Source organism: Pseudomonas sp. NPDC079367 (assembly GCF_044542195.1).
In the GTDB taxonomy this organism is placed as follows: domain Bacteria; phylum Pseudomonadota; class Gammaproteobacteria; order Pseudomonadales; family Pseudomonadaceae; genus Aquipseudomonas.
On sequence record NZ_JBITTW010000017.1, the window covers coordinates 16,424 to 35,479 of the forward strand.

20 protein-coding genes and 2 pseudogenes are annotated in these 19,056 nt (G+C 59.7%); 9 read left to right on the forward strand and 13 right to left on the reverse strand.

The annotated features are described in order from the left end of the window. The first annotated feature begins 187 nt into the window (after nucleotides 1–187). A complete protein-coding gene (locus ACIGDJ_RS15370; protein ID WP_397479140.1) occupies nucleotides 188–1,315 on the forward strand; it encodes a glycerophosphodiester phosphodiesterase in 1,128 nt (375 codons plus the stop codon). Nucleotides 1,316–1,471: 156 nt separating this feature from the next. After that, complete coding sequence (locus ACIGDJ_RS15375) at nucleotides 1,472–1,777, forward strand: PepSY domain-containing protein (RefSeq protein ID WP_039758030.1); 306 nt, start codon at nucleotides 1,472–1,474, stop codon at nucleotides 1,775–1,777. 104 nt (nucleotides 1,778–1,881) lie between these two features. Here the strand turns inward: ACIGDJ_RS15375 and ACIGDJ_RS15380 are convergent, their stop codons facing one another. Continuing rightward, complete coding sequence (locus ACIGDJ_RS15380) at nucleotides 1,882–2,649, reverse strand: methyl-accepting chemotaxis protein (protein ID WP_371918364.1); 768 nt, start codon at nucleotides 2,647–2,649, stop codon at nucleotides 1,882–1,884. Nucleotides 2,650–2,766: 117 nt separating this feature from the next. Then, nucleotides 2,767–3,687: pseudogene (locus tag ACIGDJ_RS15385) on the reverse strand (hypothetical protein); the annotation flags it as partial. Nucleotides 3,688–3,781: 94 nt separating this feature from the next. Between ACIGDJ_RS15385 and ACIGDJ_RS15390 the strand changes: the two are divergent. Beyond that, nucleotides 3,782–4,804: a transporter gene (locus ACIGDJ_RS15390; protein ID WP_397479141.1), complete on the forward strand. Its 1,023-nt coding sequence runs from the start codon at nucleotides 3,782–3,784 to the stop codon at nucleotides 4,802–4,804. A 166-nt stretch (nucleotides 4,805–4,970) separates the two neighbouring features. Beyond that, nucleotides 4,971–5,114: pseudogene (locus ACIGDJ_RS15395) on the forward strand (hypothetical protein); the annotation flags it as partial. 126 nt (nucleotides 5,115–5,240) lie between these two features. Here ACIGDJ_RS15395 and ACIGDJ_RS15400 read toward each other — a convergent pair. After that, complete coding sequence (locus tag ACIGDJ_RS15400) at nucleotides 5,241–6,137, reverse strand: LysR family transcriptional regulator (RefSeq protein WP_397479142.1); 897 nt, start codon at nucleotides 6,135–6,137, stop codon at nucleotides 5,241–5,243. Between the two features lie 121 nt (nucleotides 6,138–6,258). Here ACIGDJ_RS15400 and ACIGDJ_RS15405 point away from each other — a divergent pair, with 121 nt between their 5' ends. Further along, a complete protein-coding gene (locus ACIGDJ_RS15405) occupies nucleotides 6,259–7,017 on the forward strand; it encodes an SDR family NAD(P)-dependent oxidoreductase (RefSeq protein ID WP_101155869.1) in 759 nt (252 codons plus the stop codon). Between the two features lie 112 nt (nucleotides 7,018–7,129). On the opposite strand, the gene ACIGDJ_RS15410 is transcribed toward ACIGDJ_RS15405, so the two are convergent. After that, complete coding sequence (locus ACIGDJ_RS15410) at nucleotides 7,130–7,567, reverse strand: multidrug/biocide efflux PACE transporter (protein ID WP_101155867.1); 438 nt, start codon at nucleotides 7,565–7,567, stop codon at nucleotides 7,130–7,132. 88 nt (nucleotides 7,568–7,655) lie between these two features. Between ACIGDJ_RS15410 and ACIGDJ_RS15415 the strand changes: the two genes are divergently transcribed. Further along, a complete protein-coding gene (locus ACIGDJ_RS15415) occupies nucleotides 7,656–8,510 on the forward strand; it encodes a LysR family transcriptional regulator (protein ID WP_101155865.1) in 855 nt (284 codons plus the stop codon). A gap of 107 nt (nucleotides 8,511–8,617) precedes the next feature. Here ACIGDJ_RS15415 and ACIGDJ_RS15420 read toward each other — a convergent pair whose 3' ends face one another. The 3 genes from ACIGDJ_RS15420 to ACIGDJ_RS15430 are packed head-to-tail and all read right to left on the reverse strand — an operon-like array spanning nucleotide 8,618 to nucleotide 10,650. Continuing rightward, a complete protein-coding gene (locus ACIGDJ_RS15420) occupies nucleotides 8,618–9,847 on the reverse strand; it encodes an RNA polymerase sigma factor (RefSeq protein ID WP_397479143.1) in 1,230 nt (409 codons plus the stop codon). Then, the gene (locus tag ACIGDJ_RS15425; protein WP_101155861.1) at nucleotides 9,840–10,184 is read right to left on the reverse strand and encodes a YciI family protein; all 345 of its coding nucleotides are present in this window, start codon (nucleotides 10,182–10,184) and stop codon (nucleotides 9,840–9,842) included. The genes ACIGDJ_RS15420 and ACIGDJ_RS15425 overlap by 8 nt, the downstream gene beginning before the upstream one ends. 40 nt (nucleotides 10,185–10,224) lie before the next feature. After that, nucleotides 10,225–10,650, reverse strand: coding sequence for a nuclear transport factor 2 family protein (locus ACIGDJ_RS15430; protein WP_101155859.1), 426 nt, complete (start codon nucleotides 10,648–10,650; stop codon nucleotides 10,225–10,227). A 142-nt stretch (nucleotides 10,651–10,792) separates the two neighbouring features. Here ACIGDJ_RS15430 and ACIGDJ_RS15435 point away from each other — a divergent pair, with 142 nt between their 5' ends. Next, complete coding sequence (locus ACIGDJ_RS15435; protein ID WP_397479144.1) at nucleotides 10,793–11,278, forward strand: GNAT family N-acetyltransferase; 486 nt, start codon at nucleotides 10,793–10,795, stop codon at nucleotides 11,276–11,278. A gap of 143 nt (nucleotides 11,279–11,421) precedes the next feature. Here the strand turns inward: ACIGDJ_RS15435 and ACIGDJ_RS15440 are convergent, their stop codons facing one another. The 3 genes from ACIGDJ_RS15440 to ACIGDJ_RS15450 form a co-directional block, all read right to left on the reverse strand. Then, nucleotides 11,422–11,910 carry a GNAT family N-acetyltransferase gene (locus ACIGDJ_RS15440; RefSeq protein ID WP_397479145.1) on the reverse strand — a complete coding sequence of 163 codons (489 nt, stop codon included), beginning with the start codon at nucleotides 11,908–11,910 and terminating at the stop codon, nucleotides 11,422–11,424. Between the two features lie 88 nt (nucleotides 11,911–11,998). Continuing rightward, complete coding sequence (locus tag ACIGDJ_RS15445; RefSeq protein WP_397479146.1) at nucleotides 11,999–12,484, reverse strand: GyrI-like domain-containing protein; 486 nt, start codon at nucleotides 12,482–12,484, stop codon at nucleotides 11,999–12,001. 69 nt (nucleotides 12,485–12,553) lie between these two features. Continuing rightward, complete coding sequence (locus ACIGDJ_RS15450) at nucleotides 12,554–13,216, reverse strand: LysE family translocator (RefSeq protein WP_397479147.1); 663 nt, start codon at nucleotides 13,214–13,216, stop codon at nucleotides 12,554–12,556. 138 nt (nucleotides 13,217–13,354) lie between these two features. Here ACIGDJ_RS15450 and alaC point away from each other — a divergent pair, with 138 nt between their 5' ends. Further along, nucleotides 13,355–14,563, forward strand: coding sequence for an alanine transaminase (alaC, locus tag ACIGDJ_RS15455; protein WP_397479148.1), 1,209 nt, complete (start codon nucleotides 13,355–13,357; stop codon nucleotides 14,561–14,563). Between the two features lie 178 nt (nucleotides 14,564–14,741). Here alaC and ACIGDJ_RS15460 read toward each other — a convergent pair whose 3' ends face one another. Both ACIGDJ_RS15460 and ACIGDJ_RS15465 read right to left on the reverse strand, forming a co-directional pair. Next, the gene (locus ACIGDJ_RS15460; protein ID WP_397479149.1) at nucleotides 14,742–16,094 is read right to left on the reverse strand and encodes a GntP family permease; all 1,353 of its coding nucleotides are present in this window, start codon (nucleotides 16,092–16,094) and stop codon (nucleotides 14,742–14,744) included. Between the two features lie 82 nt (nucleotides 16,095–16,176). Then, nucleotides 16,177–16,710, reverse strand: a complete 534-nt coding sequence (locus tag ACIGDJ_RS15465; RefSeq protein WP_101155849.1) for a gluconokinase — start codon at nucleotides 16,708–16,710, stop codon at nucleotides 16,177–16,179. Nucleotides 16,711–16,926: 216 nt separating this feature from the next. Here ACIGDJ_RS15465 and ACIGDJ_RS15470 point away from each other — a divergent pair, with 216 nt between their 5' ends. Further along, nucleotides 16,927–17,958, forward strand: a complete 1,032-nt coding sequence (locus tag ACIGDJ_RS15470) for a LacI family DNA-binding transcriptional regulator (protein WP_101155847.1) — start codon at nucleotides 16,927–16,929, stop codon at nucleotides 17,956–17,958. Nucleotides 17,959–18,075: 117 nt separating this feature from the next. Here ACIGDJ_RS15470 and ACIGDJ_RS15475 read toward each other — a convergent pair whose 3' ends face one another. Continuing rightward, the gene (locus tag ACIGDJ_RS15475) at nucleotides 18,076–18,948 is read right to left on the reverse strand and encodes a LysR family transcriptional regulator (RefSeq protein ID WP_397479151.1); all 873 of its coding nucleotides are present in this window, start codon (nucleotides 18,946–18,948) and stop codon (nucleotides 18,076–18,078) included. Nucleotides 18,949–19,056: the final 108 nt, after the last annotated feature.

Here is a 19,056-nt window from a genome sequence, read left to right on the forward strand (position 1 = left end):
ACGCAGGGCAACGCAGCGGCGCGCCCTCTGCCGGGACGTCTGCCGAGGGCAAGCGTACTGCAAACAGCGCCACAAAAGCGCAGGAAATTTCCTTTTTGCTCGGTTTATGTCGGTCTGGCGATAGCCCTGCGGCGCTTCAGTTGTTAAAAGGTACGTCTCGAAAAAGACCTGCGAAAGGAACTCGACCATGCCTGCTACTTTTACCCGAAGCGCCCTGCTGCTGAGTCTGCTGTTCGGCCTCGGTCAAGCGCACGCCGACAGCCACCCGGTGCCCAAGGCAATTGCCGCCGCCCATGGCATTCCGCATCCGGCGGTAATTGCCCACCGTGGCGCGTCGTTCGATGCCCCGGAATCCACTGCAGCGGCCTATAAACTGGCCCGTGACCTGGGCGCCGATTACCTGGAAATGGATTTGCAGCGCAGCAAGGACGGCGTGCTCTTCGTCCTGCACGACGACAACCTGCAACGCACCACCGATGTCGCCAGCAAATTCCCCGAGCGCAAGGACAGCCCGGCCACCGCGTTCACCATGGCCGAACTGAAAACCCTCGATGCCGGCAGCTGGTTCAACACCCAATACCCGGATCGCGCACGTCCCTCCTACGCCGGGCTGAAAATTCTCACCCTTGATGAAATCATCGACATCGCCCGCGCCAACCCGCAGCACAAGCCGGGCCTGTACATCGAGACCAAAGAGCCGCAGCTGTTTCCCGGCATCGAACATGACCTCAAGGAAAAACTGCAGGATCGCGGCTGGCTGAGCCCGGCCGGTTCGAAACTGGCGAAAAGTGCGCTGGGCGTCGGTCAAGGCAAAGGCAAGGTGATCCTGCAAACCTTCGATAAAAACAGCCTGCAATTGCTGGAAAAGGAAATGCCGCAAGTGCCGAAGATCCTGCTGTTGTGGGTCGGCGAAGGCAGCATCGAGCCTAAATCCACCGTGACGTTTGCAGCGTCCGGCGAGAAAGACAAAAACGTGTTTTACGGCAAGCAGGAGCCGAAGTCGGAAGCGGAATTCAAGCAATGGGTCGATTACGCCAAGGCCCAGGGCGCGATCGGCACTGGTCCATCGGCGAAGCTGACTCACGGGGGTGACCAGAGTTATTCCGACCTCGTGCAACCGTGGATGAACCAGTACACCCACGACCAGGGCTTGCTGGGGCACGTGTATACGGTCGACGAGGCCGTGGATTACGAGAAGGTCATGGCGGCGGGGGTTGATGGCATCTTTACCAACCGTGCCAGTGAACTGCTGAAATTCTACAAGCGTCCGGCTGTTGGCAGTGTTGATGAGATTTTGAAGAAGAACGGTTTCTGAATAGCTAATAAGTTGCTCACTTCGCGAGCAGGCTCGCTCCCACGAAGACGGACTTTCTCGCGATGTGGAGATTTAAGGGTGAATTAAGTTGCGCTGGTTAATCTGAACCCACTTACACAGATCAACCACTTCAACGCACTGCCAAGGAATGAACCGATGAAAACTTTGACTGCCCTGTTTACCGCTGCTGCCCTGACCCTCACCGCTGGCCTGGCTCAGGCTGATGTTCGCATCGACCAAGTGCCGCAATTGGTCAAGGACGGCAAGATCAAGTCGCTGGAATCGATGAACGCCGAAGCACTGAAACTGCACCCGGGCGCAACGATCACCGACACCGACCTGGATAATCACTTCAACGGTTACGAGTACGAAGTTGAACTTAAAACCGCTGACGGCAAAGAGTTCGACGTGGACTTTGATGCCACCACCGGCAAAGTGCTGAGCAACAAGCAAGACACTTGATAGACCGCTGTTAAAGTGCCGCACGATTGACGATCGTGCGGCTTTTTTATGCCTGATAAAAATCATTGCAGGTGTGACGCTTTGACTCGGTTACGCCCTCCCCATCAAGCACTCAACCGCGCCGTCACTTCATTCAACTGCCCCGACAAACCATGCAGGTTCTGACTGGCACTTTCGGTGCGCTGCACGTTGTCCAGGTTGGTGCTGGCAATCGCGGTGATTTCAGTCAGGTTGCGTGAGATATCCTCGGCCACTGAAGTCTGCTCTTCTGCCGCCGTGGCGATCTGACGGTTCATGTCGCGAATCGCCTCCACGGCCAAAGTGATGCGCTCCAGCATCGCACCAGCCTGGGTCACCTGCTCGACACTTTCATCACTGCGCGCCTGGCCGCTCTCGATCGCGTGCGCGGCGTCGACGGCGCCGGTCTGCACGTTCTGAATGATCTGGTTGATCTCGATGATCGACTCGGCCGTGCGCTGAGCGAGGTTGCGCACCTCATCGGCGACGACGGCAAAACCACGTCCTGCCTCACCCGCCCGCGCCGCCTCAATGGCTGCGTTGAGCGCCAGCAGGTTGGTCTGTTCAGCGATGCCGCGAATGACTTCCAGCACCTTGCCGATACGACCGCTGTCGGTTTCCAGTCGACGGATCACCGTGGCGGTGTTGGCGATTTCACCGCGCATCTGCGTGATCGAATGAATGGTGGTTTGCATGACCTTTTCGCCCTGCTGCGCCGACTGATCGGCATCGTCAGCAGCACGCGCGGCATCAGCGGCGTGCCGGGCGACTTCCTGGGCCGTGGCGGACATTTCGTTCATCGCCGTAGCCACCTGATCGGTGCGATTGAATTGCTCGCTGGTGCCGCCGGCCATGGTCGTGGCGATCGCATTGAGCTCGCCACTGGCGCTGTCCAGATTGCTGGCGCTGCGCTGCAACCGCGCGAAGGTGTCCGCCAGAAAATCGCGCAGGGTGTTTGCTGCGGCAGCGAGGTTGCCCAGCTCATCGCGACGCTCGCTGACTACACGCTCGGCCAACTGGCCACGGCTCAAGCGGGTGACGTAATCAATGAGGTTGCGGATCGGCTCGATCAGGTTGCGGCTGACCAGCCACAGGCTCAGCAGACCGATCAGCAAGCCTGACGCAAGCATCACCAGCAGCCCCAGCCACACGGTGCGATCAGCGCTGGCACTGATGAGCTTCGACTGCTGATCGCCTTGCTTGCGCAACTCGGCGACCAGTTCGCTCATCTGCTCGCTGGTGGCGCGGTCGAGGCCTTTGACAGCGGCGTCACCGGCGCCCGGATCGCCTCCGGTAGCGACGTAGGCGTCACGGCCCTTCTGGTAGGCCACGCCCAACTGGCGATGCTCTTCGCGCAAGCGTTCGATACGTGATTTGAGATTGGCCTCGATACCTTTCTGGCCGGCCAGTTCGCCGAGAATGGTCTGCACGTCGCGCTGGCGCTCTTCGAACTGGCTCCAGTATTTCGCCAGATCCGCCGGTTGCTTGCCACGCAGCAGGACGTTTTTCCATTCCTGCACCTGCACTTTGAATTGCAGGTTGGCTTCATCGATCAGTTGCGAAGTGTGCAACGGGCCGGCGATCAGTTGACTGTAGCTTTGCACACCGTTGGAGAGGAAATGAAAGCAGGCCAGCGCGATCAACAGCATCGCCAGCAGACTGCCGCTCAGCAGGGCGAGAATTTGCGCTCTCAGGGATTTTTGCAGCATTGCAAGGTACTCGAAGCAGGGATGAGGCACGCCCAAAAGCGGACGTGAAAAATGGCCGGACTTCCCTGTCGACGCACCATGGCCAGAGGCCAATGGCGCGCAACCTAACTCACCTGAGATCGGCGCGCCAGAGCCGTTCTTGAGAATCTTCCGACAGCCGGTGACACGTTGATTTGACGTCATTTTGTTGTCATAAAACGGTCATGTGAGCTTGCGATGATGCCGCTCGGGTGAACCTGAAAATCCCGCAACAGACACCCTCCTCCAGCGAGCCGTCATGAACCACAGCCTCGATATCAGCCATCGCGATCCGGACCTGTTTGGCTTGCTCTACGGATTTCGCTTTCTGCCCGGTGAGCGCGGTCGGGAAATCGATTCGGCGACGGCTTTGCGTTGTCTGCAGGACGACAGCGACAGCGGCGAATTCCTCTGGCTGCATCTCAACCTTGCCCATGCCGCGTGCGAGCGCTGGATGAAAAGTCATCTGCAATTGCCCGACGAATTTTTCGAGGCGTTGCATGAGGGCTCGCGTTCGACACGTATCGAGCATGTCGACTCGGCGCTGCTGGCGGTAGTCAACGATGTGGTGTTCAACCTCAGCAGCATGGTTTCTTCCGATGTGTCGACATTGTGGGTTTGCGTGCGCAGCAAATTGATCGTCAGCGCACGCCTGCAACCGCTGCATTCGGTGGACAAGTTGCGCTCGTCGGTGAAGGCCGGCGAGTGCTTTCGTTCGCCCTCGGAACTGCTTGTGCATCTGCTGCGCGACCAGGGTGAAGTGCTGACGCAGATCGTGCGCAAGACCAGCCTGAGCGTCGATCAGGTCGAGGACCAATTGCTCTCCTCGCGCCTGTCGACCAACCGCGCCGAGCTTGGCGGCAACCGTCGCGTGCTGGTGCGTTTGCAACGATTGCTGGCGCTGGAGCCGGGTTCGTTGCTGCGCCTGCTCAATCGCCCGCCGCCGTGGTTGCAGAAGGAGGACGTCAAAGAGCTGCGCAAATCCACCGAGGAATTCGCGCTGATCATCAACGACCTCACCGCCCTCGGCGAACGGATCAAACTGCTGCAGGAAGAAATCGCCGCCAACCTCAACGAACAGAGCAACCGCACGCTGTTCACCCTGACGGTGGTGACGGTGCTGGCCTTGCCGATCAACATCATCGCCGGTTTTTTCGGGATGAATGTCGGCGGTGTGCCGCTGTCGCAGGATCCGCACGGTTTTTGGGTACTGGTCGCGCTGGTGGCGACGTTCACGGTGATCGCCGGGCGCTGGGCGTTTCGCAAACGTGGGGATTATTGATTTCACCTGCACCGGGATCCCTGCGGGAGCGGGCTTGCTCGCGAAGGCGTTGTGTCAGGTGAGACACCGTTGACTGACACACCGCTTTCGCGAGCAAGCCCGCTCCCACAGTCAGCTTGTTCTGCAGATCAACGGTCGGACTAATAGGCCAAACACTGACCTGCCGGGCGTGGCCGGGACCATGGTGGCCAACGGCGCCGGGTTGCAGATGCGCACCATCCGTAATCTGCTGATGGCCTGGGTGTTGACGCTGCCGGCGGCCATCCTGCTGTCGGGCAGCCTCTATTGGTTGTTCACCCAAATCTTCTGAAACACACGCGCAACCAATGTGGGAGCGGGCTTGCTCGCGAAGGCGGTTTGTCAGACTCATCTGTATCACCTGACACATCGCCTTCGCGAGCAAGCCCGCTCTCACAACTGGATTTGTGTGGGTCAGTCAGAGCGTTGAGCGAACCACATCGCCGAGCCAATCCATAAACACTCGCACCCGCAGCGGCAAATGCCGTTGTCGCGCATACAACAACGAAATCGCCATCGGCGGTGCGGTGTATTGCGCCAGTACGGTCAGCAGTTCGCCATTTTCCAGATGCGGTTGCATGCCGGTACGCGGCACCTGCGTCAGGCCGAAACCGCCCAGGCACGCCGCTTCATAGGCATCGGTGCTGTTGACCGTGACACTGCCGGCCATCGCCACGCGCCGCACCTCGCCGCCCGCCTCGTAGACAAACCCCTCCGAACGCGAGCCCAGCACGCCGACGTAATGCACCAGCCGATGCTGCGCCAGATCCTCGAGCGACTGCGGCACGCCGTAACGCTCCAGGTAAGCCGGGCTGGCGCAGTTGACCATCGGAAAGTCGCCGAGATGGCGGGCAACCACCGACTGATCCGGCTGCGCGCCGATGCGCAAAACACAGTCGAAACCCTCGCTTAGCAGATCGACACGACGGTCGGTGCTGCTGATTTCCATCTGCAGATGCGGGTGGCGTTCCATGAATTCCGGCAGTCGCGGCATGATCAGCCGCCGCGCCAGAATATTCGGCATGTCGACCCGGATGCGCCCGGTCAGCGACGCCTCGTCCTGACGAAACAACCCCTCGATTTCATCCATGTGCGAGAGCAAATCCTTGCTGCGCTCATACAGCACCAGGCCGTCCTGAGTGGCCTGCACCTTGCGCGTGGTGCGCTGCAACAGGCGCGTGCCAAGCAAGGCTTCGAGCGCTTGCACCTGCTCGGACACGGTGGAGCGCGGCAGGCCGAGGCTTTCCCCGGCGAGGGTGAAACTCGACAGTTCGCTGACCCGGACGAACGTTCGCAGCAGTTCCAGTTTGTTCATGACAAGCCCCGATGATTGTTCGGCTGAGCCGATCAGTGATTCCGCTTTTGCTGTGTTTATCACCTCCGGGCGGACAAATAAACTTCTTCCATCCCCACTCAATGCAATCGAGGAAGTCAGCATGAACCGCAAAATCGCACTGATCACTGGCGCCAGTCGTGGCCTGGGCCGTAGCGCCGCCCTGCACCTCGCCGCGCAAGGCATCGACGTCATCGGCACCTACAACAGCCGCGCCGACGAGGCGCAAAATCTGGCCAACGAATTACAGGCACTCGGCGCGAAAGCGGCGATGCTGCAACTGGACGTCGGCCACAGCGAAAGCTTCGCCGCGTTTGCCGCGCAGGTTGCACAGACTCTGCAACACACCTTCGAGCGGCAGCGTTTTGATTTCCTCATCAACAATGCCGGGATCGGCGTGCACGCGCTGTTCAGCGAAACCACCGCGGAGCAGTTCGATCTGCTGATGAACGTGCAATTGAAGGGGCCGTTCTTCCTGACTCAGCAACTGCTGCCGCTGATCAATGACGGTGGGCGCATCGTCAATATTTCCAGCGGCCTGACCCGCTTCAGCCTGCCGGGCTACGGCGCCTATGCGGCAATGAAAGGCGCAATGGAAGTGCTGACCCGCTATCAAGCGAAGGAGCTTGGCGCGCGGCAGATTGGCGTGAACATTCTGGCGCCGGGTGCGATTGAAACCGATTTTGGCGGTGGCACGGTGCGCGACAACGGTGCTGTCAATGCGATGGTCGCCAGCAACACCGCGCTGGGTCGGGTCGGGCAACCGGATGATATTGGCGGTGCACTGGCGCTGCTGCTGTCAGAGGGCGGGCAGTGGATCAATGGCCAGCGGGTCGAGGCGTCCGGCGGCATGTTTCTCTGATTGCAAATACCGGACCTGTAGGAGCTGCCGAAGGCTGCGATCTTTTGACTTTGATTTTTTAAACCAAGATCAAAAGATCGCGGCCTTCGGCAACTCCTACGGCGGATCGGCGTTAGCTTTCACATGTGCGGCGGGCCATGAAGCGCTCGCGCAGTACGTCATAACCCCAGTGATAGATGTAGGTGTACGGCAGGAAAAACAGCAGCACGCCGATGTCGAGCAACAACGCCTGCCACAGGCTGACTGACAGCCACCAGGCAATCAGCGGTACGCCCATCACGATCAGTCCACCTTCGAACAGCAACGCATGCACCACTCGCACCCAGGCGTTGTGCGCCAGATTCATCCGCGCCAATGCACGGTCGAAGAAACGGTTGAACACCACGTTCCACCCCAGCGCCAGCATCGCGATCAATACGGTCACCGCGCCCATATCGAGCAGCGGCTTTTGCATGATCCACGCGAGCAACGGCGTGCAGATCAGGATCGCGAGAAATTCGAAACCAACAGCCTGGAAAACGCGTTCGGTGATGGACTTGTGGGCAGTCATTGCCTGACTCCTTATTGACGTTGGTTGCCATTTTCCAAGTGAATCCCGATACTTCATAACCAATAACCATCGATCAAGGCGATAGTTCATGGCTTCGCAAGAAGTGCTGTTGGCGTTTGTTCAAGCGGCAACGCAAGGCTCGTTCTCAGCGGCGGCGCGCAAATTGGGACGCAGTCAGTCGACCATTAGCGCAGCGGTGGCGAGCCTGGAGATCGATCTGGATTTGCAACTGTTCGATCGCAGCAGCCGCAAACCCACGCTCACCCCCGCCGGCCACGTCATGCTGCAAAAAGCCGAGGCGATTCTGGCTGCCACCAGTCGCCTGGAGATGAGCGCACGGCAACTGGCGCAAGGCGTGGAACCAAAGCTGACCGTGGCGATTTCCGATACCTATCAGTCCTATCGTTTCGAGGCAGCGCTGGTGGGGTTCGAGCAGCGTTATCCGGAGCTAGAGCTGGAGTGTCTGATTGCCGAATGCGACGACCTGGTCGAATTGGTCCAGCGCGGCCGGGCGCATCTGGCCTTCGCGGAGATGCAGGACAACTACCCGCCCGATCTGGTGACCTCGACCGTCGCCGAGCGCACGGAGATCGCCCTGTTCGTCAGCCGCGAACATCCGTTGGCCAAACTTGAACATGTCGATCAGCAGATACTCGAGCAACATCGCGAGCTGCGTCTGGCGACCATCGTCAATCCATATGACAGCCGTGGCAAAGGCCGGGTGTGGTCGGCGCCGAGTTATCTGATGTTGCTGGAAATGGCCGAAAAGGGTTTCGGCTGGGCACCGCTGCCCAGGTGGCTGGTGCAGCGTTATGCCAATGATTTGCTGATCGAGCTGAATGTGCGCGGCTGGCCGAAACCGGTATTTGTCGATGCCTTGTGGTCGCGGTTGTACCCGCCGGGGCCGGCGGGGAGCTGGTTGCTCAGCAAGATGCTCGAATAAGCAGTGCTGCCATTCGCGAGCAGGCTCGCTCCCACAATTGGAATGCGCTCACCTGTGGGAGCGGGCTTGCTCGCGAAGAGGCCGGCCCTGCAGTTAAAGAATTCAGATCAATCCAGTTCCTTCAGTCGCCCCTCGATAAACCGCCGCTCCGGCGCCTGCCGCGTCAGCTCCAGCGCGCGAAGATAAGCGCTACGCGCTTCCTCGACACGCCCCAACTGCCGGCAAAACTCCGCCCGCGCCGAATGCGCCAGGTGGTAATCCGGCAACTCGCCTCGCGTCAGAATCCCTTCGATCAACAACAACCCGGCCAGCGCTCCATCACGCTTGGCCACCGCCACCGCCCGGTTCAACTCGATCACCGGCGACGGCACCGCGCGCAGCAATACGTCATACAGACCGACAATCTGTTGCCAGTCGGTTTCCGGCGCCGACGGCGCTTCGGCATGCACCGCTGCAATCGCCGCTTGCAGGCAATACGGCCCGAAGCGCCGCGTACTCAGCGCGCGCTCTACCAGCGCACATCCTTCAGCCATTAAACCGGCATCCCACAACGAGCGATCCTGATCGTCGAGCAACACCAGTTCGCCGCTCGGCGAGGTGCGCGCCGGGCGCCGTGATTCGTGCAGCAACATCAGCGCCAGCAACCCCATGACCTCCGGTTCCGGCAACAACTCCATCAATAAGCGCCCCAGGCGGATCGCTTCGCGAGTCAGATCCTCGCGGGTCAGCTCAGCGCCGACCGAGGCCGAATAGCCTTCGTTGAACACCAGATAAATCACCCGCAGCACACTGTCCAGGCGCTCGGGTAATTCATTCAACGTTGGCACTTGATAAGGGATTTTCGCGTCGCGGATCTTCGCTTTGGCACGCACGATACGCTGGGCAATTGCCGCCGGTGCAGACAGAAAAGCGCGGGCGATTTCCTCGGTGGTGAGGTCGCAGACTTCGCGCAAGGTCAGCGACACTTGCGCATCTGCCGCCAGGGCCGGGTGGCAGCAGGTGAAAATCAGCCGCAAGCGATCGTCTTCCACGTCCTCGCCGCTCCAGTCGGCCTGTTCCAGTTCGTCGAGTTGCGCCAGCAGCAGCGGTTGCGAAGCCTTGAACCGTGCGCGCCGGCGCAACACATCGATGGCTTTGAATCTTCCGGTTGAGACCAGCCAGGTGCGCGGGTTGTCCGGCACACCGTCGCGTTGCCAGCGTTCAACCGCGACGAAGAACGCCTCGTGCAAGGCTTCTTCGGCGAGGTCGAAATCACCGAGCAAGCGGATCAGCGTTGCCAGAATCCGCCGCGAATCCTCGCGGTAGACCTGCTCGACCCGCGCCCTGACCTCAGACATTCAACTGCCGCACCGGGCGCACTTCAACGCTGCCGACCCGCGCTGCCGGTATGTGGCCGGCAACCTGAATCGCTTCATTGAGATCCTTCGCATCGATCAGGTAGAAGCCGGCCAGTTGCTCCTTGGTTTCAGCGAAAGGCCCGTCGGTGATCGACAACTTGCCGTTGCGCATCCGTACGGTGGTTGCGGTCTGCACCGACTCCAGCGCTTGGGCGGCGATCATCCGCCCGCTGCCCTGAATCGACTCGGCGTACGCCCAGCATTCGGCATCCTCCGGGCTGTCCGGCGAGGTGTGCAGCAGGCGCTCATCGCTGTAGACCAGGCATAGATATTTCATGGCGATCTCCTGATTCGAACGGATCAACTATGGCTGAAGATCAGGGGGTCACATCGAACAGCGTCGCGCCGCTCATCGGATCGAACGGTGCCGACCAGTGTTCATGAGCAATCTTCCACGCCCCGCCGATCTGCCGATAACAGGCGGTGACGCGCATCCAGCAGCTCTGGGTTTCGCCTTTCTCGTTGGTGCCGCCGCAATTGGCCACCCAGTGCGCGAAGGCAATGGTGTCAGCGCTTTCGATGGCGACTTCGTGAAACTCGAAAACGTGTGGCCCGGGGCACATTTCCATGCACTCGATCCAGTGCGCGCGATACGCCGCTTTGCCTTTGAATTGCAGGGCCTTGATCGCATCGAACGAGACGATGTCATCGGCATACAGGGCCATGACTTTCTCGACGTCCTTTGCCATCACCGCTTCGCGGTAGGTGTTGATCAGGATCTGGATTTCGCTTTGTGCGCTCATGGTGTTCTCCGTGGTTTTTGTTGTGAAGACACCCTTAGTCGTTTGCCCTTTGCGCAGATCGACAGGCCAAACAAAAAAATTTCACCGACAACAATGTCGCTAGAATCCGAGCTTCAATCCTTGTAGGAAAAAGGAAATTCCCGTGTCAGCCCAACTCGTGCCTTACGACAGCCTCAGCCCTTTGCAGCGTGAGCAAGTCGCGGCGATTGAAATCCACCCGGAGCAAGTCAAATTTTCCGGCGACATCCACGGTGCTTTGCACACGCTGCTGTCGAAGCCCGGCCCAGGCGTCAAGGGTTTCGCCCTGCTGACGGACGACGTGCCCGTGGCGTTTTTGCTGCTTAAACGCCCGCCGGTATTGCCCGCCTGGGCCGACGAGCACAGCGCCACATTGCATGCTTTGCAGGTCGATCGCCGCGCGCAGGGCAAGGGTTACGGCAAGGCTTGCCTGCAAGCACTGCCCGCCGTCGCGCGGGAAGCGTGGCCGGAAATCAAGGGACTGGAATTGTCAGTGGATGCCGACAATGCAGCGGCAATTGCGCTGTATGCCAGGCATGGCTACGTCGACAGCGGCGAAGCGTACAAGGGCCGGATCGGTTACGAGCGGCGCATGGGGCTGTTTTTCTGAGTCGTGTGAAATGCCGAATCCGTTACACACCACGATCCCTGTAGGAGCTGCCGCAGGCTGCGATCTTTTGATCTGGCTTTTGAAGATCAAGATCAAAAGATCGCAGCCTGCGGCAGCTCCTACAGTTGTGATAGGTGTTGGCTTCAGAGGGTCAGGATCATCTCGTACCACGCCATGCCGCCGTGGTCGGACTCGGACGGTTTGATGTAGGCAAAACCGAAGCCTGCATACAGCGCGATGTGCTGTTCCTTGCACATCAGATGAATCGTCGCTTTATCTAGGGCGCGCATGCGTTCGATGAACTCGGCCATCAAGCGCTTGGCCAGACCCTGGCCCTGGTAATCCGGGTGCACCACTACCGACATGATCACCACGTTCGGGCCTTTCGGGTCATGACCGATCAATTCCTTGAAGGCCTCGTCGGACATCTGCACGTCGAACGCCGCGCCGGAATTGATGAAACCGACGACTACGCCGTCTACCTCGGCAACGATGAAGCCGTCCGGCCAGGTGGCAATGCGCGTGGCGATCTTTTCGCGGGTGGCGGCTTCGTCGCCTTCGTAGGCGACGGTTTCGATGGCGTAGCAGCGGTCCAGGTCGGCGGCGCTGACGTTGCGGATCACGGTGTTCATGGCAGCTCTGAAATCTGTGGAAACGAGGCCCGCAAGCATAAAGCAGAACCACCGGGGCGGACATGCTGCGCCTCGATTCGAACGCTGTTCAGGCCTTGAGCGGCAGCCAGATTTCCAGCGTGCCGGTGTTGAGCCTGGGGTTGAAGTCCTCGCTGTAGCGCTCGAATTCCGGGGCATCTGCCGCTTCGTACCCCGACTGCGGCAGCCAGGTATTCCAGATGTACTGGAAGGTGTCGGGCAGTTGCGTCAGTGGCCCCTCGTGCTCGAACACGGCATATTTTTGCGGCTGGATTTCAACCCAACGGTACTTCTCCGGCAGGTCGTCGAGCTTGTCGATCTGCACGCCGGCGATGTATTCGAAACCGCCCTCGCCGTCCGCGTTGCAGCAAACGCCATAGGTCACTTCGTTGACTTGCGCCGGGATTTTCCCCAAGTGCGGGATCAGTTTTTCCCACAACGCGGGAATGTCTTCGGTGGTTGCCTGGGTGAATCGTCCACCGAAGCCGGCAATCAGCAGGAACTGCCCATGTTCGAAGCGAGGTTCAGCTATTTCGACGCGTGTTTGTTCATCCATGACGCGACTCCTCAGAACGGGAAAGTGGGTTCGGCTGGGAGTATAGAAAGCCCGAACCGTTTCGCACGTTTACAGCGAATGCAACTGCTCGACGGCGCCCGGGCCGACGAATTCGTTGTAACCGGAAACGATCACGTATACCGCGAAATAGCAGAAGATCGCCGCCGATGCCAGGTAGGAATAGCGCAACAGTTTGTCGCCCAGCAGCTTGCCACCGTGGCTGGCGGCGAAGCACAAACCGGCCGACCACAGCAGCCCGGCGCAAAGGAAACCGCCGAGAAACAGCGCCGAACTCAACGGCCCGCCGCCACCGGACCGGGCGATCAACGTGCCGCCGACGGCAGCGAACCAGAGAATCGCACTGGGCGACGACATGGCGAGAAAAATACCGCGAAAAAATTCCTTGCGATGGGAGTTCTGCCCTACTTGCGCCGTCTCCGCCAGCAGCGCTTCGTGATGAATCGCCGAGTAAATCATCTTCGCCGCGAAATAGATCAACAGCGCCGAACCGCCAATCCACAGGACCCAGCGCACGGTTTCGTATTGCAGCAGGACGGTCATCCCGGCCAGCGCCAGCACCGCATAAACCAGGTCGCCGACGCAGGTGCCGAGGCCCAGTGCAAAGCCCTGAAAGTAGCCGCGCTGCATGGCCAGGGTGATCATCGCGATGTTGGCCACGCCGATATCCAGGCACAGCGAAAGGCTCAGCAAGAAGCCGCTGGTGAATTCCATTGGGCGATTTTCCTTGAAAAAAATGTTTACAACCGTGCTGGACAGTATGCCATCACTGCACTTATCTTCCGCCACAGGTCACCGCAGTGACCAGCGTCGCTCGGACGGTTCCGGGCGCTTACGTTATCCGAGGCAACAATGGCCGAACAAGGTTCGCCGCGCCGCTTTGCGCGCATAGATCGACTCCCCCCTTACGTTTTCAACATCACCGCCGAGCTGAAAATGGCCGCTCGCCGCCGTGGTGAAGACATCATCGACCTGAGCATGGGCAACCCCGACGGCGCCACGCCGCCGCACATTGTCGAAAAACTCGTGCAAGTCGCCCAGCGTGAAGACACTCACGGTTACTCGACTTCCAAAGGCATTCCACGCCTGCGTCGGGCGATTTCCAACTGGTACAGGCAGCGTTACGAAGTCGATATCGACCCGGAAAGCGAAGCCATTGTCACCATCGGTTCCAAGGAAGGCCTGGCGCATCTGATGCTGGCGACCCTGGATCAGGGCGACACCGTGCTGGTGCCGAACCCGAGCTACCCGATTCACATTTACGGCGCGGTGATTGCCGGCGCGCAGGTGCGTTCGGTGCCGCTGGTGCCGGGCGTGGATTTCTTCGACGAACTGGAACGGGCGATTCGCGGCTCGATCCCCAAGCCGAAAATGATGATCCTCGGCTTCCCGTCGAACCCGACCGCGCAATGCGTGGAGCTGGATTTCTTCGAACGGGTGATTGCGCTCGCCAAGCAGTACGACGTGTTGGTCATCCACGACCTGGCTTACGCCGACATCGTCTACGACGGCTGGAAAGCGCCGTCGATCATGCAGGTGCCGGGGGCCAAGGACATTGCGGTGGAGTTTTTCACCCTGTCCAAGAGCTACAACATGGCCGGCTGGCGTATCGGTTTCATGGTCGGCAACCCGGAACTGGTCAACGCCCTGGCGCGGATCAAGAGCTACCACGACTACGGCACGTTCACTCCGCTGCAAGTGGCGGCAATTGCTGCGCTGGAAGGTGATCAACAGTGCGTGCGCGACATCGCCGAGCAATACCGCCAACGCCGCAACGTGCTGGTCAAAGGCCTGCATGAATTAGGCTGGATGGTCGAGAATCCAAAGGCTTCGATGTACGTCTGGGCGAAGATTCCAGAGGCGTATGCGCATCTGGGCTCGCTGGAGTTTGCCAAGAAACTGCTGGCCGAGGCCAAAGTCTGCGTCTCGCCGGGCGTGGGTTTTGGCGAATATGGCGACGACCATGTGCGCTTTGCCCTGATCGAGAACCAGGACCGTATTCGTCAGGCTGTGCGTGGGATTCGCGGGATGTTCCGCGCGGACGGCTTAGTTACCAAATGACTGACACACATCCCCTGTAGGAGCTGCCGAAGGCTGCGATCTTTTGATCTTGTTTTTTGCAATCAGAAGATCGCAGCCTCGTTTCACTCGACAGCTCCTACAGGTGCCGTGTTTACACAGATCATCACGCACAAAAAAACCGCATCACTGCGGTTTTTTTGTGTCTGCAAGAAGCTGGTTAAACGAACAGCGACAACAGCAGAATGAAGCCCAACGCGACGATGGACAGAATGGTTTCCATCGCGGTCCAGGTCTTGAAGGTTTCGGCCACGGTCATGTTGAAGTACTGCTTGACCAGCCAGAAACCGGCGTCGTTAACGTGCGACAGGATCAGCGAACCGGCGCCGGTGGCCAGCACCAGCAGCTCACGGTTGACGCCCGGAATCATGCCGACAACCGGCACCACAATGCCGGCGCCAGTGATGGTCGCCACAGTGGCCGAACCGGTTGCAATACGGATCACCGCCGCCACCAGCCAGGCCAGCAGGATCGGCGAGATCTGCGCGCTGACCGCCATGTGGCCGATCACGTCACCCACGCCGCTGGTCACCAGCATCTGCTTGAAGCCACCGCCGGCGCCGATGATCAGAATGATCGCAGCGGTCGGCGCCAGACTGGCGTCGAGCCATTTGAGCATCTGGTTGGAACCGATGCCCTGCTTGTAGCCGAAGGTGTACAGCGACAGCAGCAATGCCAGCAGCAGCGCGGAGATCGGGTGGCCGATCATGTCCATCCAGATACGGAAGAAATTGCCGTCCGGCAGCGCCACGTCAGCGAAGGTTTTCAGCAACATCAGAAACACCGGTAGCAGCACGGTGACCAGGGTGATGCTGAAGCTCGGCAGGTTGGCCGAGTCGTTTTCGCGGGCCAGTTGATCGACCAGTTCCTGATTCGGGTGGCCGGGAATATGTTTGGCAATGAAAGTACCGAAGATCGGACCGGCAATGATGGCGGTCGGCAGCGCAACGATCAGACCGTAGAGAATCGTCTTGCCGATGTCAGCGCCGAATACCCCGATGGCCAGCAGCGGGCCCGGGTGCGGTGGCACCAGACCATGCACCGCAGACAGACCGGCCAACAGTGGAATACCGATCTTGATGATCGACACACCGGTGCGGCGCGCGACGATGAACACCAGCGGAATCAGCAGCACGAAGCCGATTTCGAAGAACAGCGGAATGCCCACCAGGAACGCGGCGAACATCATTGCCCACTGGACTTTGTCCTTGCCGAAGGCGCGGATCAGGGTCTGGGCGATCTGATCGGCACCGCCGGATTCGGCCATCATCTTGCCGAGCATGGTGCCCAGGGCGAGGATGATGCCGACGAAACCGAGCACGCCACCGAAGCCGTCCTGGAACGCCTTGATGATGGTGTTGATCGGCATGCCGGAAGTCAGGCCGAGGAACGCGGCGGCGATGGTCAGTGCAATGAACGGGTGAAGCTTGAATTTGGTGATCAGGATAATCAGGCCGATTACCGTGACCACTGCATCGAGCAGCAGGAACGTCTCGTGGGACATGCCAAACATGGGGGGTGTCTCCTGGATTGTTGTTGTTATTAAAGCGGGTTGAACAGAAGTCGGGAGGACAGCGCTGTCTTTTTCAACATACTCATACCGCCTGTTTCAGACCGTTGGCCTGCCACCAGACGTGAGCCTGCAGTGCCAGCTCTTCAACGCTGTGTACCGAGGCGTTGAGCGCCAGGGTCAGCGGCTCGCCCTTGGGCGATTCGAGGGTGGCGAACTGGCTTTCGATCAACGTCGCCGGCATGAAGTGGCCCGGGCGGTGCGATACACGCTCGGCGGCGACTTCCGGGGTCAATTCAAGAAACACGAAGCCCAGGCCCGGCAAGGCACTGCGCAGACGTTCGCGATAACTGTGTTTAAGCGCGGAGCAGGTCAACACCGGCCGCTGGCCGTCGGCATCGACGCGACGCAGTTCATCGCACAGGCTGTCGAGCCAGCCGGCGCGGTCGTCGTCGTTCAGGGGGATCCCCGCGCTCATCTTTTCGATGTTCGCGGCCGGATGGAAAGTATCGCCTTCAATGGCAGTGGCGCCGCTCAAATGGCACAGGGCCTGGCTGACGCACGTCTTGCCGCAACCGGCAACGCCCATGATGACCAGGGCGGTGATGGGATGACTCATATAACACCTCAGCGCGCAGACAGCGCTACCTTTGCTAGCTATGACTCTAGTGCACAGGCAGAAGTTGCCGACGCCTTCTTGTCGTTTTTTTGGGTTGCAGCAGGTTTGTTCCTAACGCCAAAGCGCGCAGATCAGGCAGGATCGCGCTCACGCATTTGCAGCTGCATCAGGACAGCGCTACCTTAGTGCCTTGATTTTTGTTTGGCAAGCCGCCCGATGACCTCCCCCAAGAACGATAAAAATACCCGCACCACCGGCCGTCCGACCCTCAACGAAGTAGCCCGCCTGGCCGGCGTCAGCCCGATCACCGCCTCGCGCGCCTTGCGCGGGGTGAGCACAGTCGCCACCGAACTGGTGGAAAAAGTGCAGAAAGCCGCGCTCGAGCTCAACTATGTGGTCAACCCCGCCGCCCGCGCGCTGGCTTCGGCGCAGAGCCATTCAGTGGTGGTTCTGGTGCCATCACTGTCCAACCTGCTGTTCATTGATACGCTGGAAGCCATTCATCGGGTGCTGACGCCCAAGGGCTTCGAAGTGCTGATCGGCAACTTCCACTACTCGCGCGATGAAGAAGAAAACCTGCTGCGCAATTACATGGCCTATCAGCCGCGCGGGCTTCTGCTGACCGGTTTTGATCGCACGGAAAGTTCGCGGCGGATGATCGAGGTCAGCAACATTCCCTGCGTGTACATGATGGAGCTGGACAGCGCCGCCGGGGTCAATTGCGTGGGCTTCTCGCAGCTCAGCGCCGGTGAAACAGCGGCGCAGCATTTGCTCTCGCGTGGGCGCAAGCGCCTGGCCTACATCGGCGCGCAGCTGGATCAACGCACGTTGCTGCGTGGCGAGGGTTTTCGCAAGGCATTGCAGAAGGCTGGCCGCTACGACCCGGATCTGGAAGTGCTGACGCCGCGTGCCTCTTCGGTGGGCTTGGGGGGTGAGTTGTTTATGCAACTGCTGGCAGCGCATCCGGATGTCGATGCGATTTTCTTTGGCAACGATGACCTGGCCCAGGGTGCCCTCCTGGAAGCGTTGCGTAACGGCATCAGGATTCCCGAGCAAGTGGCGATTCTGGGTTTCAACGACTTGCCGATGTCCGAGCACATGGTTCCCCGCCTGAGCAGCATCAATACTCCGCGTGAAGCAATCGGCCGGCGCGCAGCGGAGCAGATGCTGACATTGATGGCGGGCAACAAAGTAGCGCGACCAGTGGAAGATATGGGCTTTGAGCTCAAGATCCGCGAGAGCACCTGAAACTCACGCAATCCCCTGTAGGAGCTGCCGAAGGCTGCGATCTTTTGATCTTGATCTTCAAAAGCCAGATCAAAAGATCGCAGCCTTCGGCAGCTTCCACAGGGTTTTGTGTTGGGCTCAATGGCTGAGCAGGTCCACCAGTGCCTGCGCGCCCTTCTGCAGGGGCTGGCTCTTGAGCCACACCGCATGCACCGGCAGCACCAGGCCATTTTCGATGTTACGAAAATTCAGCCGTTTCAAACGTCCCGTGTCCAGCCACGGCTGCACCACCGATAGCGGAAAATTACCCCACCCCAGTCCTGCTTCGACCATTTCCATTGCCGTCTCAAGATTGTCCGTGCGCCAGTAAGATTCAGCCACCAACGGCCGCGTTTCGCTGATCGGCAAGTCGCGGCTGGCGACGATGATCTGCCGCACTTGCACCAGGTCTTCAAGAAACACATCCCGCCCCTGCAACAACGGACTGTCTGCCGCCAGCGTGGCGATCATCCGTTCGCTGCCGACGAACTGAAACCGCTCCAGCGCATTCACGCTTAACCCCGCAAACGCCAGACACACGCTGACCCGGCCACCGTGCAACATCGCCAGCACATCATCCTGAGGCGCGGTCAGCACTTCGATGTCGAGCAACGGATGGCGCTCGGCAATTACCTTGATCGCTGCCAGCAAACGCCGCCGATCAATGTCCGCGACCACACCAATCGACAACCTGCTTTCCAGGCCCAGCGATAACTCCACCGCGTGCACTCGCAGCTGCTTGAGCTGTTCGGCGATCAATCGCGCGTGGGGCACCAGCGACTGTGCCATCGCCGTGGGTTGCGGCTCACGATGACTGCGGTCGAACAACGGGTAACCAAGCTCGGCCTCAAGGTTGGCAATGCCCATGCTCACCGCCGACGGCACCTTGCCCAATTGCCGAGCGGCGGCGGAAAACGAACCGCGTTCGATCACCGCCAGAAACAACTCGATGCTGTCGCTGTTGAAATTCAAGTTTCCCACCTATCAATAAAACTGAAAGCTACCGACTTTTTCTGTCAGGTCTATTGAAGCTATCTTTCGCCGCCTTCGCCAGCCCTGCTGGTCACAATTGGCAAGAAA

Coding starts and splice junctions, on each gene's coding strand:
- ACIGDJ_RS15370 (WP_397479140.1), top strand. CDS start 188: ATGCCTGCTACTTTTACCCGAAGCGCCCTGCTGCTGAGTCTGCTGTTC.
- ACIGDJ_RS15375 (WP_039758030.1), top strand. CDS start 1,472: ATGAAAACTTTGACTGCCCTGTTTACCGCTGCTGCCCTGACCCTCACC.
- ACIGDJ_RS15380 (WP_371918364.1), bottom strand. CDS start 2,649: ATGGCCGGCGGCACCAGCGAGCAATTCAATCGCACCGATCAGGTGGCT.
- ACIGDJ_RS15390 (WP_397479141.1), top strand. CDS start 3,782: ATGAACCACAGCCTCGATATCAGCCATCGCGATCCGGACCTGTTTGGC.
- ACIGDJ_RS15400 (WP_397479142.1), bottom strand. CDS start 6,137: ATGAACAAACTGGAACTGCTGCGAACGTTCGTCCGGGTCAGCGAACTG.
- ACIGDJ_RS15405 (WP_101155869.1), top strand. CDS start 6,259: ATGAACCGCAAAATCGCACTGATCACTGGCGCCAGTCGTGGCCTGGGC.
- ACIGDJ_RS15410 (WP_101155867.1), bottom strand. CDS start 7,567: ATGACTGCCCACAAGTCCATCACCGAACGCGTTTTCCAGGCTGTTGGT.
- ACIGDJ_RS15415 (WP_101155865.1), top strand. CDS start 7,656: ATGGCTTCGCAAGAAGTGCTGTTGGCGTTTGTTCAAGCGGCAACGCAA.
- ACIGDJ_RS15420 (WP_397479143.1), bottom strand. CDS start 9,847: ATGTCTGAGGTCAGGGCGCGGGTCGAGCAGGTCTACCGCGAGGATTCG.
- ACIGDJ_RS15425 (WP_101155861.1), bottom strand. CDS start 10,184: ATGAAATATCTATGCCTGGTCTACAGCGATGAGCGCCTGCTGCACACC.
- ACIGDJ_RS15430 (WP_101155859.1), bottom strand. CDS start 10,650: ATGAGCGCACAAAGCGAAATCCAGATCCTGATCAACACCTACCGCGAA.
- ACIGDJ_RS15440 (WP_397479145.1), bottom strand. CDS start 11,910: ATGAACACCGTGATCCGCAACGTCAGCGCCGCCGACCTGGACCGCTGC.
- ACIGDJ_RS15445 (WP_397479146.1), bottom strand. CDS start 12,484: ATGGATGAACAAACACGCGTCGAAATAGCTGAACCTCGCTTCGAACAT.
- ACIGDJ_RS15450 (WP_397479147.1), bottom strand. CDS start 13,216: ATGGAATTCACCAGCGGCTTCTTGCTGAGCCTTTCGCTGTGCCTGGAT.
- alaC (WP_397479148.1), top strand. CDS start 13,355: ATGGCCGAACAAGGTTCGCCGCGCCGCTTTGCGCGCATAGATCGACTC.
- ACIGDJ_RS15460 (WP_397479149.1), bottom strand. CDS start 16,094: ATGTTTGGCATGTCCCACGAGACGTTCCTGCTGCTCGATGCAGTGGTC.
- ACIGDJ_RS15465 (WP_101155849.1), bottom strand. CDS start 16,710: ATGAGTCATCCCATCACCGCCCTGGTCATCATGGGCGTTGCCGGTTGC.
- ACIGDJ_RS15470 (WP_101155847.1), top strand. CDS start 16,927: ATGACCTCCCCCAAGAACGATAAAAATACCCGCACCACCGGCCGTCCG.